Annotated in this window: 13 protein-coding genes and 1 riboswitch; all 13 genes read left to right on the forward strand. The window is 70.7% G+C overall.

The features are described 5' to 3' along the window. Window positions 1-86: 86 nt before the first annotated feature. The 13 genes from LZP97_RS19600 to LZP97_RS19660 all read left to right on the forward strand — a co-directional run bounded on the left by LZP97_RS19600 (window position 87) and on the right by LZP97_RS19660 (window position 16,179). Window positions 87-1,331 carry an LLM class flavin-dependent oxidoreductase gene (locus LZP97_RS19600; protein WP_048771296.1) on the forward strand — a complete coding sequence of 415 codons (1,245 nt, stop codon included), beginning with the start codon at window positions 87-89 and terminating at the stop codon, window positions 1,329-1,331. Next, on the forward strand, window positions 1,328-2,686 hold the full coding sequence (locus LZP97_RS19605; RefSeq protein ID WP_040272912.1) for an NtaA/DmoA family FMN-dependent monooxygenase: 1,359 nt from the start codon (window positions 1,328-1,330) through the stop codon (window positions 2,684-2,686). The genes LZP97_RS19600 and LZP97_RS19605 overlap by 4 nt, the downstream gene beginning before the upstream one ends. Before the next feature lie 12 nt (window positions 2,687-2,698). Beyond that, window positions 2,699-4,120, forward strand: coding sequence for an MFS transporter (locus LZP97_RS19610; RefSeq protein ID WP_040272915.1), 1,422 nt, complete (start codon window positions 2,699-2,701; stop codon window positions 4,118-4,120). A gap of 45 nt (window positions 4,121-4,165) precedes the next feature. Beyond that, window positions 4,166-4,257: riboswitch (SAM riboswitch) on the forward strand. Between the two features lie 204 nt (window positions 4,258-4,461). Next, the gene (locus LZP97_RS19615; protein ID WP_010594205.1) at window positions 4,462-6,093 is read left to right on the forward strand and encodes an ABC transporter substrate-binding protein; all 1,632 of its coding nucleotides are present in this window, start codon (window positions 4,462-4,464) and stop codon (window positions 6,091-6,093) included. A 3-nt stretch (window positions 6,094-6,096) separates the two neighbouring features. Next, window positions 6,097-7,128 carry an ABC transporter permease gene (locus tag LZP97_RS19620; RefSeq protein ID WP_010594206.1) on the forward strand — a complete coding sequence of 344 codons (1,032 nt, stop codon included), beginning with the start codon at window positions 6,097-6,099 and terminating at the stop codon, window positions 7,126-7,128. Then, window positions 7,121-8,014: an ABC transporter permease gene (locus LZP97_RS19625; protein ID WP_010594207.1), complete on the forward strand. Its 894-nt coding sequence runs from the start codon at window positions 7,121-7,123 to the stop codon at window positions 8,012-8,014. The genes LZP97_RS19620 and LZP97_RS19625 overlap by 8 nt, the downstream gene beginning before the upstream one ends. Continuing rightward, a complete protein-coding gene (locus LZP97_RS19630) occupies window positions 8,011-9,612 on the forward strand; it encodes a dipeptide ABC transporter ATP-binding protein (protein ID WP_040272918.1) in 1,602 nt (533 codons plus the stop codon). Before LZP97_RS19625 ends, LZP97_RS19630 begins: the two co-directional genes overlap by 4 nt. After that, on the forward strand, window positions 9,602-10,705 hold the full coding sequence (locus tag LZP97_RS19635) for an LLM class flavin-dependent oxidoreductase (protein WP_040272919.1): 1,104 nt from the start codon (window positions 9,602-9,604) through the stop codon (window positions 10,703-10,705). The genes LZP97_RS19630 and LZP97_RS19635 overlap by 11 nt, the downstream gene beginning before the upstream one ends. A gap of 14 nt (window positions 10,706-10,719) precedes the next feature. Then, a complete protein-coding gene (locus tag LZP97_RS19640) occupies window positions 10,720-12,090 on the forward strand; it encodes an NtaA/DmoA family FMN-dependent monooxygenase (RefSeq protein ID WP_040272922.1) in 1,371 nt (456 codons plus the stop codon). Continuing rightward, complete coding sequence (locus LZP97_RS19645) at window positions 12,087-12,863, forward strand: DUF1684 domain-containing protein (protein ID WP_040272923.1); 777 nt, start codon at window positions 12,087-12,089, stop codon at window positions 12,861-12,863. Before LZP97_RS19640 ends, LZP97_RS19645 begins: the two co-directional genes overlap by 4 nt. Continuing rightward, on the forward strand, window positions 12,860-14,014 hold the full coding sequence (locus LZP97_RS19650) for an LLM class flavin-dependent oxidoreductase (protein WP_010594212.1): 1,155 nt from the start codon (window positions 12,860-12,862) through the stop codon (window positions 14,012-14,014). Before LZP97_RS19645 ends, LZP97_RS19650 begins: the two co-directional genes overlap by 4 nt. Window positions 14,015-14,256: 242 nt before the next feature. Continuing rightward, entirely contained in the window at window positions 14,257-14,835 is a 579-nt protein-coding gene (locus tag LZP97_RS19655; protein ID WP_040272926.1) for a hypothetical protein, read from the forward strand. A gap of 171 nt (window positions 14,836-15,006) precedes the next feature. After that, entirely contained in the window at window positions 15,007-16,179 is a 1,173-nt protein-coding gene (locus tag LZP97_RS19660) for an LLM class flavin-dependent oxidoreductase (RefSeq protein WP_010594214.1), read from the forward strand.

A 16,179-nucleotide genomic window follows, 5' to 3' on the forward strand; every position in this document is an offset into this window, starting at 1 on the left:
GTGCGCCCCGCGGCCGGACACCCCGGTGGCCGGACGCCCCTGTGACGCCACCGATCCCCGCCGCACACCGACCAGGAGTCTCGCCGATGACCTCGACAACACCCGTCCACCTCGCCGTCGCGCTCGACGGCGCCGGTTGGCATCCCGCCGCGTGGAGTGAAGAGAATTCACGCCCCGACGAATTGACCTCACCCACGTACTGGGCCGATCTCGTCACCACCGCGGAACGCGGGCTGCTGGACTTCGTCACGATCGAGGATTCCCTTGCCGTACCGGCGAACCCGTACACGAGCGAGGACCCCGACGCGGTGGACCGGGTACGGGTCCGGCTCGATGCGCTCCTGATCGCCGCGCGGGTTGCACCGTCGACCCGGCACATCGGGCTGATCCCGACGATCACCACCACGCACACCGAACCGTTCCACGTGTCCAAGGCGCTGGCCACCCTCGACTACACATCGCACGGTCGCGCCGGCTGGCAGGTCAAGGTGTCCTCCTCCGCGCAGGAGGCCGCACACTTCGGCCGGCGCGACATCCCCGGACTCGACAAGCGCGACCGGCAGGCGCTCGCCGAGAATCGCCTGCCCGAGTTCGTCCACGACCTGTTCGACGAGGCCGCCGACGCCGTCGAGGTCGTTCGGCGGCTGTGGGACAGCTGGGAGGACGACGCGGAGCTCCGCGACGTGAAGACGCGACGGTTCATCGACCGCGACAAGCTGCACTACATCGACTTCGAAGGCCGGTTCTTCCACGTTCGAGGGCCGTCGATCACGCCCCGACCGCCGCAGGGGCAGCCGGTGGTCGCACTGCTGGCCCACCGCGACCTTCCGTACGAACTGGCCTCGCGGCAGGCAGATCTGGTGTTCGTCACCCCGTCGGACACCCGCCGCGTGCGTGACCTCGTCGACGAGGTCACGGCGGCGGGGGTGCGGGTCGGGCGTGTCGGTGAACCGCTGCGGGTGTACGCGGACCTCGTGGTCTTCCTCGACACACCGCGCGAGAGCGGCGCCGAGCGGCTCCGGCGTCTCGACGCACTCGCGGGCAGCGCATTCGACTCGGATGCACTCGTGTTCACCGGATCGGCGACCGAACTCGCCGACCGGATCGGTGAGTGGCGTCGACAGGGTATCGACGGCTTCCGGCTCCGGCCCGGGGTGGCAGTCGACGACCTCGACGTCATCGTCGACGTGCTCGTCCCGATCCTGCAACAGCGCGAGTTGTTCCGCTCCGAGTACCCCGGCACGTCCCTGCGCGGACTTCTGGATCTGCCGACCGACATTCCCCACCGCTACGCCGTCACCACGGCCGGAACCGAAGGACACGACCGATGAGTACACGCAAGCAGGTCATCCTCGGGGCCTACCTCGGCGGTGTCAATCACCACACCGCATGGTGGGATCCCCGGGCGGGCAGCCAGATCGAGTTCTCGACCTTCGAGCACACCGCCCGTACCGCCGAGCGCGGCAAGTTCGACTTCTTCTTCCTCGCCGAGGGCCTCGTGCTGCGCGAGCGCGCGGGCCGGATCTTCGATCAGGACATCATCGGCCGGCCCGACACCTTCACGGTCCTCGCGTCGCTGGCCGCCGTCACGGACCACCTCGGCCTGGCCGCCACCATCAACGCGACCTTCAACGAGCCGTACGAGCTGGCTCGGCAGATCGCCTCTCTCGATCACCTCTCCGGCGGCCGGGCCGCGTGGAACGTGGTCACCTCCTTCGATGCCTTCACGGGGCGCAACTTCCGCCGCGGCGGCTTCCTGGATCGCTCCCACCGGTACGAGCGCGCGGAGGAGAACCTGACGCTCATCCGTCAACTCTGGAATTCGTGGCGTAGCGACGACATCGTCGCCGACAAGGCCGGCGGCCGGTTCCTGCGTCGACCCGACGCCGGCGCCTTCGAACACCACGGCAACCACTTCGACGTGCACGGCAGGTTCACGGTTCCGCGCAGCCTCCAGGGACGCCCGGTGATCCTCCAGGCCGGGGTGTCCCCGCAGGGCCGGGACTTCGCTGCCGCGAACGCCGACGCCATCTTCTCCCCGTACGGGAAGCTGCCCGAGGCCACGGAGTTCTACCGAGATGTCAAGGCCCGGGCGATCGCTGCCGGCCGCTCCGCCGACGACATCAAGATCCTGCCGTCGGCGAGCTTCGTGATCGGTGACACCGAGGCCGAGGCCGTCGAGAAGTACCACGAGATCCGTAACCAGCAGGTCACCGGGCAGACCGCCCTGATCCTGCTCGAGCAGATCTGGAATCGGGATCTGTCCGAATACGATCCGGAGGGCCCGCTGCCGGACATCGATCCCGACCCCGACGCCGAGCCGATCATCCAGGGACGGGCGTTCGTCCACCAGGACCAGTTCGAGACCGTCGCACGGCTCCGCGCGATCGCGGAGGAGAAGAAGCTGACGCTGCGAGAGGTCGTGATCGACCAGTTCGAGCGCGGACCCCTCGTCGGTACCGCGGCACGGATCGCCGAGCAGATCGACGCCTTCGTGCAGAACGACGGCTCGGACGGGTTCATCCTCGGTTCGCACCTCGTGCCTTGGGGGCTCGACGATTTCGTCGACGAGGTGGTGCCCCTGCTGCAGGACCGTGGTGTCCTCCGCGTCGAGTACACCGGAACCACGCTGCGGCACAACCTCGGGCTGCGGGTGCCGGCCGATCCGGTGGCGGTCGGCGGTTAACCCACCTCCCGCGTGACACTCACCGATCGGGCGCAGACGCCCCGGCAGACGACGTCAGTGGTGCCGGTCTGTGCGGCCGCCGGCTTCACCACCCTGCTCGATTCGTCGGTGCTGAACATCGGCCTTCCCGCCTTGCGGACCGGTCTCGACGCGGGCGTTTCGCAGGTGCAGTGGATCCTGGCCGCATACTCGCTGAGCTTCGGTCTTGCGCTGGTCCCGGCAGGCCGGCTCGGCGATGTGGCCGGCCGGCGGCGGCTGTTCCTCGCGGGCATGACCCTCTTCGCGGTCATGGGGGTGTGCGGAGCTGTCGCGTCCGACCCCTGGACGGTCGTCGCCGCACGGGCCGGTCAGGGGGTCGGGGCGGGCCTGATCAGCGCGCAGGTGCTCGGGATCCTGGCCGAGAACTACACCGGCCCGGCGCGCGCCCGGGCCCTGGCCGCCTACAGCACGGCCGGAGGCCTCGCCGGGCTGTGCGGTCCACTCGTCGGTGGGCTGGTGCTCGGCGCTGCACCCGGGGACTACGGGTGGCGTGTTCTGCTGATTCTCAACGTGCCGTGCGCACTCGTCACACTCGTGCTCGCGGCCCGCCGCCTGCCCCCGGATCGGGGACGACCGTCGGCCCGCAGCGGGGTCGATGCCGGGGGCCTCGCGCTGCTCGCGGCGGCCACGACGCTGGTGATGGTGCCCGTGGTCTCCGAACCGGGTCCGGTGGGTGCGGTGTTCGCCGTCGGGGGAGCGGCGGTCTCACTCGCCACCTTCCTATGGTGGGAACGCCGTGTCGCCGTGCGCGGCGGCAAGCCCGTGCTGCTTCCCGAACTGACCGGATCCGGCGGATACATCCTCGGCACCTTGGTCGCACTGTTCTGGTTCGGTGCGGTGCTGTCCCTGAACACCGTCGTGAGCCTGTACCTCATCGAGGGGCGCGGCTATGCCGCGGTCCAGGCCGCCGCCGTGCTGTCCGCCGCCGCCGCGGCGATGGCCGTCGCCTCGGCCGTGGGGTGGCGGGTCGTCGCGCGATACGGCCGGGTGACGGTCGTCGTGGCGGTGGCGGCCGAGATCGCCGTCGTCGGTGGCTACGCCGCCGCTGTGCGGCACGACGCCACGATGCCGGTGTTCGTGGCGCTGGCCGCTCTGTCGGGCCTCTCGGGTGGATTCGTGGATGCACCCAACCGGGCGCTGACGCTCGAGTCGTCCCCGGCGGGCGGTCACGGTGTCGCGGCCGGGTTCCTGCAACTGTCACAGCGGTTGTCCGCGACGGTCGCCCTCGCCGCGGTGTCCGGCCTGTATCTGTCGGCGCTGGCGACGGACGGGGACGACTTCGCCGGTGCCGCGTCGGCCGGCCTCGCGGTGTGCGCCGCCATGCTCGCGGTGTCGCTGCTCTGTGCGCTCGCCGACCGGCGCCGTCGTGCCGACGCCGGGTTTCGATCACGGTGAGCGAAAGGGTTCTCCGAACTCGTTCGCAACGCGTACGGTCACCGGGAACCATCCAGAGCGACCGAGAGACCCGGCTCGACGACGTCGCAGCAACCCCCTGCCGCAGGTGAGGGTGCTACCGCCGGGAACGATGGAGGAGAAGGCATGGCAGGCGAGGGGTTCGTGGGCGCGTGGGCGCGCCTGCACGTCGACCTGTGCCGTCAGTGCTCGGGCCTCTGTCGCCCCCGATCCTGTCGCGCCTGAGCGGCGCAACCCAGTCGAAGAACTACGACCGTCTGCCCGGCCGGTGGCATCGCGAAGCGCGGTGCCATCGGCGCCTCACGAGATCATGGAGTTCCCCGGTGCCTGTTCCGTTCACCTCTGCCGCCCGACGTCGCGCCGTCGCGGGCGCCACCGCCGCAATCCTCACCGGTGGGCTCGCCGCGTGCGGCGCCGACACGGCGGGCACCTCCTCCGGTGGCGGCACCCCGCAGCCCGGCGGCACCCTGCGCTACGGCCTGTCCCAGGCCCCCACGTGTGCCGATCCCGCGCAGGCCGGCAGCAACCAGACCATCTACGTCGCCCGTCAGATCGTCGACTCGCTCACCGATCAGGACCCCGGGACCGGTGAACTGAAGCCGTGGCTCGCCGAAAGCTGGGAGGTGAACGGGGACGCCTCGGCGTTCACGTTCCGGCTGAAGGACGGCGTGACATTCAGTGACGGCACCCCGTTCACCGCGGAGTCGGTGAAGAAGAACTTCGACGCGATCGTCCAGACCCTCACCGGCGCCAAGGCAGCGCTGGCGGCGAGCTACCTGTCGGGGTACACCGGCACCACGGTGCTCGATCCGCTCACCGCCCAGGTGTCCTTCGCCGGACCGAACGCGCAGTTCCTGCAGGCGTCGTCGACGCTGCAACTCGGCTTCCTGTCCGACAGGGACGTCGCGAAGTCCGCGGAGGAACGCTGCGCCGGCGACCTGTCCGGCACCGGTCCCTTCGTCTACGAGGACTACCAGCAGGACAAGTCCGCCACGCTGGTCAAGCGCACTGGATACTCGTGGGGATCCGACGTTTTCGCGCACGACGGCGAGGCCTACCTCGATCGCATCGAGTTCACGATCGTCCCGGAGTCCGGTGTACGCACCGGCAGCCTCGCATCCGGCCAGCTCGACGCGATCAGCGATGCGCTGCCGCAGGACGCTTCCCAGATCGAAGGCAGCGGCGGACGGATCCTCACCACGCCGAACCCGGGTGTCCCGTTCGGTTTCCAGCCGAACGTCACCCGTGGCGTCCTGACCGATCCGGCGGTGCGCGCTGCGATCGTGCCGGCCCTCGACCGCCAGGAACTCGTCGACACCGTCCTCGGCCCCGATTTCCGGCCCGCGACCAGTACCCTCGCCTCCCGCACCCCCGGCTACGCCGCACTCGACGACGTCACCTACGACCCGGCGAAGTCGAAGTCGATCCTCGACGCCGCCGGCTGGGTTCCCGGCCCGGACGGCATCCGCGTCAAGGACGGCAACCGCCTGTCCTTCTCGGTGCTGTTCAGTTCGGTGTTCGCCGGCAACCAGGCGATCCTCGAGCTCGTGCAGCAGCAGCTGCGCGAGGTCGGTATCGACCTGCAGCTCGACCTGGTCTCCACCCCGGAAGCCACTGCCCGGCAGGGCACGAAGGACTTCGACGCCACCTACTACAACAGCACGCGCGCCGACGGCGACATCCTGCGCACCACGTTCGGACTCGACGGGCGCAACCTCAACAACCGCGGCCCGATCCCGGCGCTGGACGAGGTCCTGTCCGCGCAGCTGCGCACCACCGACCCGGCCGAACGCGGCGAGCTGATCGAGCAGGCACAGCAGCTCGTCCTCGACAACGGCCTGTGGCTGCCGACCGTGGAGCTGTCCCAGGCCATCGGTGCGGCGGGGGCGGTGCAGGACCTGAAGTTCGAGGCCTCCGCCCGGTTGCAGTTCTTCGACACCTGGCTGAGCGAGTAGACCATGGCCCGGTATCTCGGTTCCCGGCTCGTGCAGGCGCTGTTGGTGCTGTGGGCGGCGTTCACCGTCTCGTTCGGCGTGCTGTACCTGCTGCCGTCCGACCCGGTGAGCATCGCGGTCGACGGCGCCGGCAGCGGCACACCGGTGGATGCGGCCGCTGTCGCGCAACTGCAGGAGCGGTACGGGCTCGACCGTCCGTTGTCGGGGCAGTACCTTACTGCGCTGAGCAACGCCGTCCGGGGTGACTTCGGCATCTCGATCGTCACGGGACAACCCGTGACCGACGCGATCGCCGCCGCCGTACCCAGCACCCTGGCCCTGGCCGCGGTCGCCCTGGCGCTCGCCGTGCTCCTCGGCACCTCGATCGCGTTCGTCGCCACGTACACGCGCGCCCGGTGGCTGCGCAGCACGCTGTTCTCGCTGCCGCCGCTCGGTGTCGCGGTTCCGACCTTCTGGGTGGGACTGCTTCTGCTCCAGCTCTTCTCGTTCCGGATGAAGCTGCTTCCGGCATTCGGCGACCAGGGCATCGAGCATCTGGTGCTGCCCGCGATCACCCTCGCGCTCCCCACCGGTGCGGTGATCGCGCAGGTCCTCGCCGCCAGCCTGCAGACCACATGGCGGCAACCGTTCGTCGAAGCAGCTCGCGCCAAGGGCGCGTCCCGGTGGCGCATCCAGACCCGGCACACACTGCGGCTGTCCAGCATCCCCGCATTCACTATCGCCGGGGTGACAGTCGGCAACCTGTTGGCGGGGTCCGTGGTCGTCGAGACGGTGTTCTCCCGCGCCGGTGTCGGTCGTCTGACCCAGACTTCGGTTCTGGCGCAGGATATTCCCGTCGTCCAGGGCATCGTGGTCTTCAGTGCGGTGATCTTCGTGCTCGTCAACCTCGCGGTGGACCTGGTCTATCCGCTCATCGATCCACGCATCGCCGACGGCCGTCGCGGCGGCGGTTCGCCCTCGCATCCGACGCCCGCCGAGGTGACCACCGAACTCACCGGCTTCGCGGTGGAGGAGGAGAGGAAGGCTCATGTCTGACGTCCTGATCCGGGAACCGGTCGCCGCATCCGCGCAGGCCGCGGCCGGGCCACACGGACCGTCCCGGCTCCGGGGAGCGACGAGCGCCCTGCGCCGCTACGGGGTTCTCGTGGTCTCGACGACCGTGCTGCTCCTCGCCGTCGGCTTCGCCCTGTTCCCCTCGGTCTTCGCGTCCGGTGATCCGCTGCAGGGCGTCCCGGCCGACAAGTTGCAGGGGCCGTCCGCGGCGCACTGGTTCGGCACCGACAACATCGGGCGCGACGTGTACACCCGGGTCGTGCACGGTGCGGGCCTGTCCCTGACCGCGACGCTCGTCGCCGTCGGAATCGCTCTCGTCGTCGGCTCGCTCGTCGGGTTGCTCTCCGGCGCGGTCGGCGGAGCGGTCGACGGGCTACTCATGCGGGCCGTCGATGTTCTGCTGTCCATCCCCGCCCTGTTGCTGTCCCTGGCGCTCGTCACCGCGCTCGGATTCGGCACCATGAACGTGGCGATCGCGGTCGGCGTCGGGCTCGTCGCGAACTTCGCCCGCGTGATGCGGTCGGAGGTCCTGCGCGTGCGCCGCGCCCTGTACGTCGAGGCGGCGTTCGCATGCGGTGCCCGCTGGCACAGAGTCCTGCGCCGGCACGTGCTGCGCAACTCGTACGCCCCCGTCGTCGCGCTCGCGGCGGTGGAGTTCGGCATGGCCGTGCTCGCTGTGTCGTCGCTGAGCTTCCTCGGCTTCGGCGCGGTGCCGCCCACCCCGGAGTGGGGATCGTTGATCTCCGAGGGCAGGAACTACCTGGCCACCGCCTGGTGGATGACGACGCTGCCCGGCCTGGTCATCGTGGCGGTCGTCCTGTCGGCGCATCGCCTCGGTCACGCCATCGAAGAACGGAGCACTCGATGACCGCGCCCCTGCTGGACGTACGCGACCTGCGGGTCGAGTACGGCAGCCGTCGCGACCCGGTCACCGCGGTGGACGGGGTCGGCTTCACGCTTTCCCGGGGTGAGGTCGTCGCGGTGGTCGGCGAGTCCGGTTCCGGCAAGTCGACGACCGCACACGCGATCCTGGGCCTGCTGTCGGGCAGCGGCCGGATCACCGGCGGCACCGTCACGTTCGACGGGCAGCGACTGGACACCCTGCCCGAACGCGCCTTCGAGAAGGTGCGCGGTGCCCGCATCGGACTCGTGCCCCAGGACCCCACCACGTCCCTGAACCCGGTCGTCCGCATCGGTGACCAGGTCGCCGAGGTCCTGCGTATCCACGGTCGCGCCGACCGGCGCACCGCGAAGATCGACGCGCGGCGCATCCTCGCGGAAGCCGGCCTCGACGATCCCGAACTCCGTGCCAGGCAGTACCCGCAGGACCTGTCCGGCGGGCAGCGGCAGCGCGTGCTCATAGGCATCGCGCTCGCATGCCGGCCGGACCTCGTCATCGCCGACGAGCCGACCAGCGCGCTCGACGTCACCGTGCAGCGGCGCATCCTCGACCACCTCGACAGCCGCATCGCCGAGACCGGTACCGCGGTCCTGCTCATCACCCACGACCTCGGCGTCGCCGCCGACCGCGCCGACCGCATCGTCGTGATGAGCCAGGGCCGGATCGTCGAGACCGGGCCGGCCCGGCAGATCCTCGAGAACCCCCGGCACGAGTACACCCGGGCGCTCGTCGCCGCCGCACCGAGCCTCGCCGGCACCGCGGCCCGGCCCGGCCGCGGACCCGCGGAACCCCTGCTCACCGTGTCCGGGGTATCGAGGACCTTCCGCATCGACCGGCGCACGTCGCTCGAGGCGGTGCGCGACGTCTCCTTCTCGGTTCCGCGCGGTCGCACTCTGTCCCTGGTCGGCGAGTCCGGTTCCGGCAAGTCCACGGTGTCCCGCATCGCGATCCGACTGGAATCCGCCACGTCCGGGCAGGTCCGGTTCGACGGGCGGGACATCACCGCGCTGCGCGGCCGGGACCTGCGCGAGCTCCGCCGCCGGGTGCAGATCGTCCACCAGAACCCCTATGCGGCCCTGAATCCCAAGCTCCGCATCCGCGACGTCGTCGCCGAACCGCTCGAAGCCTTCGGCATCGGCACGAAAAGCGAGCGCGCCGAACGTGTTGCGGAGCTGATCGGGCAGGTGGCGCTGAGCACGGCACACCTCGAGCGCAGACCCGCGGAACTGTCCGGCGGACAACGACAGCGCGTGGCGATCGCCCGCGCGCTCGCGCTGCACCCGGAACTCCTCGTGCTCGACGAGCCCGTCTCCGCGCTCGACGTGTCGGTCCAGGCGCAGATCCTCGACCTGCTCGCCCGCCTGCAGGACGAGCTGGGGCTGAGCTACCTGTTCATCTCCCACGATCTTGCCGTGGTCCGGCAGATCAGCGACACCGTCGCGGTGATGCGGTCCGGCGAAATCATCGAATCCGGGACCACCGCAGAGATTTTCGACAGACCACAGCACGAGTACACGAAACTGCTGCTCGATGCCATTCCAGGGAAGGTTCGGCATGCCCGATAGTTCACAGTTGTTGCTCGCCCTCGAATTCCGCGGAACCGGCTCGCATCCGCATTCGTGGCGTCGCAAGGATTCACGCGCGGAGGACGTGTTCACCGCCCGCTACTGGGCGGATATCGTGGGCAGCGCGGATCGTGCCGGCGTCGACCTGGCCTTCCTCCCCGACTCGTTCGGTATCGACTCCGGTGCGGACACCGTGCGCGGCCGGCTCGAAGCGGTCGGCGTCGCCGCCCGGCTGTCCGCCGTCACCTCGCGGATCGGGCTGATCCCCACCGCGACGGTGACCCACACGGAACCGTTCCACGTGGCCAAGGCCGTGCAAACCCTCGACCACACCACGGCCGGCCGTGCGGGGTGGCAGGTCGCCGTCTCCGAGGGTGAGGACCGGGCCGCCCTGTTCGGCCGCAAGGGCACCCAGGGCACCGGCTCACTGTGGACCGAGGCCGCCGAGGCCGCCGAGGTCGCGGCCCGCCTGTGGGACAGCTGGGAGGACGACGCCGAGATCCGCGACGTCGCCACCGGCCGGTTCGTCGACCGGGACAAGCTGCACTACATCGACTTCGTCGGCGAGCACTTCTCCGTCAAAGGTCCGTCGATCACGCCCCGGTCACCCCAGGGCCTGCCCCTCGTCGCCGTTGCGGCAGCGGACGAGCAGTCGTTCGACTTCGCCGCAGAACGCGCCGATCTCGTGCGTATCGAGGCCGCCGACCTCGGGTCCGCCGCGAACCTGGCCGAGCGCCTGCGCGCGCAGGCCGGTGATCGGCGACCGGCGGTGCTGCTCGACATCGACGTGCTGCTCGCCGCGGACGACGCCACCGCCGCCGCGGACCTGGCCCAGCTCGAGAACTGGGCCGGCGCTGCCTACACGCCGGAGTCGCTGTTCTACCGCGGCGGCCCGGCAGGGCTGCTCGCACTCCTCGGGGACGTGGACGGCCTGGACGGCGTGGTGCTACGTCCGCTGGCCCTCGCCGGCACGGTCGCGGCGCTCACCGAACGGGTCCTGCCGGTGTTGCGGCGGCAGGACCCGACGTCCACTGGAACCCTGCGGGACCGTCTCGGCCTGCCGCGCCCCGTCAACCGCTACGCCACCGCCTGAGGAGGCCGACAACCATGCCGCAGAACACCGTTCGAAAGCAGATCCATCTGGCCGCGCACTTCCCGGGCGTCAACAACACGACCGTGTGGGCGGATCCCGAATCGAAGAGCCAGATCGACTTCGAGTCCTTCCTGCACCTGGCCCGGACCGCAGAACGCGGACTGTTCGACTTCTTCTTCCTGGCCGAGGGACTGCGGCTGCGCGAACACCGCGGCCGCATCCACGATCTCGACGTCGTCGGCCGGCCCGACACCCTTACGGTTCTCGAGGCCCTCGCCGGTGCGACGACCCACCTCGGGCTCGCGGGCACGATCAACACCACCTTCAACGAGCCGTACGAACTGGCCAAGCAGTTCGCCACCCTCGACCATCTGTCCGACGGCCGCGCCGCGTGGAACCTCGTCACCTCCTCCGACGCCTTCACCGGCGAGAACTTCCGGCGTGGCGGCTATCTCGACCACTCGCAGCGCTACGTCCGCGCCCACGAGATCGTCGACGTCACCCGGCGGCTGTGGGACGGCTGGCGCCCCGGAGCACCGGTCGTCGACCGCGAAAACGGCATCTTCGCGGCGGATTCCGACATCGCTCCGTTCGACATCCACACCACGCAGTTCGACATCTCCGGGCGGTTCGAGGTGCCACGCAGCCCGCAGGGACACCCGGTGCTCCTGCAGGCCGGCGACTCGGACGAGGGCCGCGAATTCGGCGCCGCCAAGGCCGACGCCATCTTCACCGGCCACGGCACCCTCGAGGAGGGCCACGCCTTCTACGCCGACGTCAAGGGCCGCCTCGCGAAGTACGGGCGCAGCCACGCCGACCTGAAGATCCTTCCGGCCGCGACGTTCGTCCTCGGCGACTCCGCGGAGGACGCGGCCGAGCGAGCCCGCCACATCCGGCTGCAGCAGGTGAGCCCGCAGACCGCGATCGCGTTCCTCGAGCAGGTGTGGGGCCGCGACCTGTCCGGGTACGACCCCGAAGGGCCGCTGCCGGACGTCGAACCGGAGGACAACCTGAACATCACGCGCGGCCGCGTCCGCCACGCCAAGGATCCGCGCGCCGTCGCGCTGGCCTGGCGGGAGAAGGCCGAGGCCGAGAAGCTCAGCATCCGCGAACTGATCATCGAGGTCACCGCGCGGCAGCAGTTCGTCGGCACCCCCGATCACGTCGCCGCCGAGATCGACCGCTATGTGCAGACCGACGCGAGCGACGGCTTCATCCTGGTTCCGCACCTCACCCCCGGCGGCCTCGACGAATTCGTCGACAAGGTCGTGCCGCTGCTGCAGGAACGCGGCAGTTTCCGCACCGAATACGAGGGCACCACCCTGCGCAGTCACCTCGACCTGCGCCACCCGCACGAGATCGACGAAGGAGTTCAGGCATCGTGACCACCACACTCGACCGAGAGACGTTCACCGAGGACTGGCGGAGCTGGCACGCAGCCCGCGAGGAGGCGCTGCGCCGCCCGGACGGCTGGCTCAGCCTGACCGGGCTGTACTGGCTGGACACCGAGCCCACGATCCTCGACGAGGTGCCCGGATTGTGGCGGGTGGACGGCGAGCGCGTGCTCCTCGAATCCGACGGCGGAACCGAGGTGCACAAGCCGATCGAGGGCGCACCCGGTGTCCGGGTCGCGGCCGGCGACGGCTACGCCGAGATCATCCGCCGCACCGGCCGGTTCGCCGTCCGCATCCACGACCCGAAGTCGCCGGCTCTGACGGCCTTCACCGGAATCCCCGCGTACGAGCCTGCGCCGGAGTGGGTGCTGCAGGGCCGCTTCGAGGCCTTCGATCAGGTGCGGACCGTCACCACCGGCGCCGTGGTCGACGGCCTCGAGCACCACCACAGCGCGGCCGGGCTGATCCGCTTCACCCACGACGGCGCCGAGCACCGCCTCGTCGCCTTCGGCGACGGCTCGGGTCCGCTGCGCGTGCTGTTCACCGACGGAACCAGCGGCGTGACGACCTACCCGGCCGCGCGGATCCTCGAGGTCGCCGCGCCGACCGCCGACGGCTCGGTCACGCTCAACTTCACCCGGGCAGCCAACCTGCCGTGCGCGTTCACCGACGCGGCGACGTGCCCCATCGCCCCGGCGGAGAACCGGCTGCCGTTCGCCGTCGAGGCCGGCGAACGCACTCCGCGCGACGAGGAGGCCCGGTGACGACCGCATCGAATCCGGTGCCGCTCTCGGTCCTCGACCTCTCCCCCGTCAGCGAGGGATCCACCACGGCGCAGGCGTTGCACAACACCGTCGACCTGGCCCGGAGGACGGAAGGGTGGGGGTACCGCCGGTATTGGGTGGCCGAGCACCACTTCGTCGCCGTCGCGTCGTCGTCGCCGGCCGTGCTGATCGGCGCAATCGCCGCCGCCACCAGCACCATCCGCGTCGGCGCCGCCGCGGTTCAGCTCGGTCACAACACCGCGGCCGGTGTGGTCGAGGCGTTCGGCACGCTGGACGCGCTGCATCCGGGCAGGATCGACCTGGGACTCGGCCGGTCGGGACAACGCCGGGCGGAGGCGCTCGCGGCCGCCCGGTCCGGGGCCGCCGAAGAGGAATCGCACCGCGCCACCGAGGTGCGCGACGGCCTGGTCATTCCGCCGCCGTACCAGCCCGGGCCGTTGCTGTCCTCGCCGCGCCTGGTCGCCGGGTTCGCCGCGTTGCAGCAGCCGGGGGCGCAGGCCCCGGACTTCGACGGGCAGGTGGACGACATCCTCGCTCTGCTGGACGGGACCTATCGCACCGAGGACGGGATCGAGCTGCACGCCAGCCCCGGCGAGGGCGCGGACGTCGAGCTGTGGGTCTTCGGGACCAGTGCGGGGCCGTCGGCGTCGCTGGCCGGACGGCTGGGTCTGCCGTTCGGTGCGAACTACCACGTCAGTCCCGGCACCACCGTCGAGGCGGTCGAGGCGTACCGCGCGGCGTTCCGCCCGTCCCGCTTCCTCGACCGACCGTACGTGGTGGTGTCCGCCGACGCGGTCGTCGCCGACGACGACGCCACCGCGCGTGACCTGGCGGCCACGTACGGGCACTGGACGCACAGCATCCGGTCCGGCCACGGGGCCGTCCCGTACCCGGACCCGGCCACGTCGGCACCGCTGAGCGACGAGGAGCGCAGCCTCGTCGACGACCGGCTGATCACCCAGTTCGTCGGCGCTCCCGCCACCGTGGCGGAGCGGCTCGAGTCGCTGCAGCGCGTTACCGGGGCGGACGAGCTCGTGGTCACGTCGGTGACGCACCGGCACGAGGACCGGCTGCGTTCGTACGAATTGCTGGCGCGCGAGTGGGGGCTCGCCGCGCTCCGCGCCGCATGACCCCGGTGGTGAACCCGCCCGGACGGCGGGTTCACCACCGAATCGAGCATTCCCGACCAATTGTGTAGGATATCGCCCATGGCACCCGAGACCGCAGCGACCGTCGTCGCCCGCTGGTGCCGTCGTCACGTCGATCTGGGCCGGACCTCCTCGGGCATCTGTACGGGCTGACCGCTCACAGCCCCTTCCGCCACGTCGCGCCGGAGTACCACCGGAGCGGCGCATTCTCCAGGAGAAAACCCTTGTCGCACAACGCTATCCGGACCATTCATCGCCCCCTGCGTATCGCCGTCGAGCTTGCCGGACCCGAGGGACCGCACTACTGGGCCGATCTGACCACCGGACGCGCCGACGAACCGGCGCTCGACCTGAGCGCCTCGCCGTCGAACGTGGTCCGGATCCGCGCCGCCGACCTGAGGGAGAGCGCGAAGCTCCGCGAACGGGCACGCTCCGAAGCCCGCGCCGACGGTCGCGATCCCGACAGCATCAGCGTCCTGGTCGATCTCGAGGTGCTCGTCGCCGAGGAGGCCCGCGGCGCCCGCAAGCAGTATGCGCTGCTCGACGGCCGTCGTCGCGCAGACACCCTGTCCTACATCGGCACCCCGCACGGCCTCGCCGGACTGATCGCCGACATCCACACCACCCGCGTGGCCGACGGCGTGACGCTCCTCCCACTCGGTGCCGAGTTCACGATCGAGCACATCGTCGACGGCACCCTGCCGTGGCTCGAATCACGGGGGCTGGCAACGCCGTCGCCCGCTGTGGTGGAGGTCCTGCGCCGCTTCGGCACCGGGGACCGCGGGCTCATCCTGGCCTCCTGACCGTCGTTCGAGACGCGGGGCGAGAGTTTCTTCTCTCGCCCCGCCTTTCGTCGTCCGGTCCACGCGTCCCGCTCGGCAGGGGCGCCGGGCGCCGTCCGGCGCGGACCAGAATTGGAATCGGACCGATTTCAACCGTGGCCCGCGCTCCGCCCCGCCCTTAACCTCGCAACAATGTCCCTCGCATTCCATTGGTTTCTTCCCACCTACGGCGACAGCCGCCTGATCGTCGGCGGCGGCCACGGAACGCCCGCCGGGGCGGCCCGCGGTGATCGGCGCGCCACCGTCGGGTACCTGGCGTCGATCGCCCGCGCCGCCGAGGAGTTCGGATTCGCCGGCGCACTCACCCCTACCGGCGCATGGTGCGAGGACGCCTTCCTCACCACGGCAATGGTGGCGCGCGAATCCGAGCGACTCGCCTTCCTCGTGGCGTTCCGCCCGGGACTGATCAGCCCCACCCTCGCCGCGCAGATGGCGGCGACGTTCTCACTGCACGCCCCGGGGCGGATCCTGCTCAACGTGGTGGTGGGCGGCGAGGCCCACGAGCAGCGCGCGTACGGCGACCACCTCGGCAAGGACGAGCGGTACGCCCGAGCGGACGAGTTCCTCTCGATCGTCCGACGGTTGTGGGCCGGCGAGACCGTCACCCACTCCGGCACGCACCTGAACATCTCGGAAGCCGCGCTGGCCACGCTCCCGAGCCCTGTCCCCCCGTTGTACTTCGGTGGATCGTCCGCCGCGGCGGGCCCGGTGGCCGCCGAGCACGCCGACGTCTACCTCACCTGGGGTGAGCCGCCGGCGGCCGTCGCCGAAAAGATCGCATGGATCCGCGAACTCGCCTCCCGGCGCGGACGCACCATCCGGTTCGGCATCCGCCTGCACGTCATCACCCGGGACACCGCCGCCGATGCGTGGGCGCAGGCCGACCGGCTGATCGCGGCACTCGGCCCCGACACGGTGACCGCGGCACAGGCGGGTCTCGCACGCAGTGAGTCCGAAGGACAGCGCCGCATGCTCGCCCTGCACGAGAACAACCGGCGCAGCGGAGACTGGCGCGACGCCCGTAACCTGGAGGTGGCGCCGAACCTGTGGACCGGGGTGGGTCTCGTGCGCGGCGGGGCCGGGACGGCGCTGGTCGGCAGCCATACCGAAGTCGCCGACCGGATCGCCGAATACGCCGCGCTGGGCATCGACGAGTTCGTCCTCTCGGGATACCCGCACCTCGAGGAGCTGTACTGGTTCGGCGAGGGGGTGCTACCGGTCCTGCGGGAACGCGGACTGTTCACCGGCGGTGCCGGCGGCGCCGTATCCGGAAGCGTTCCCTTCCTTCCCGCCGGGGTCCGCTGA

This window comes from Rhodococcus sp. DMF-1, from assembly GCF_021441945.1.
In the GTDB taxonomy this organism is placed as follows: domain Bacteria; phylum Actinomycetota; class Actinomycetes; order Mycobacteriales; family Mycobacteriaceae; genus Rhodococcus; species Rhodococcus ruber.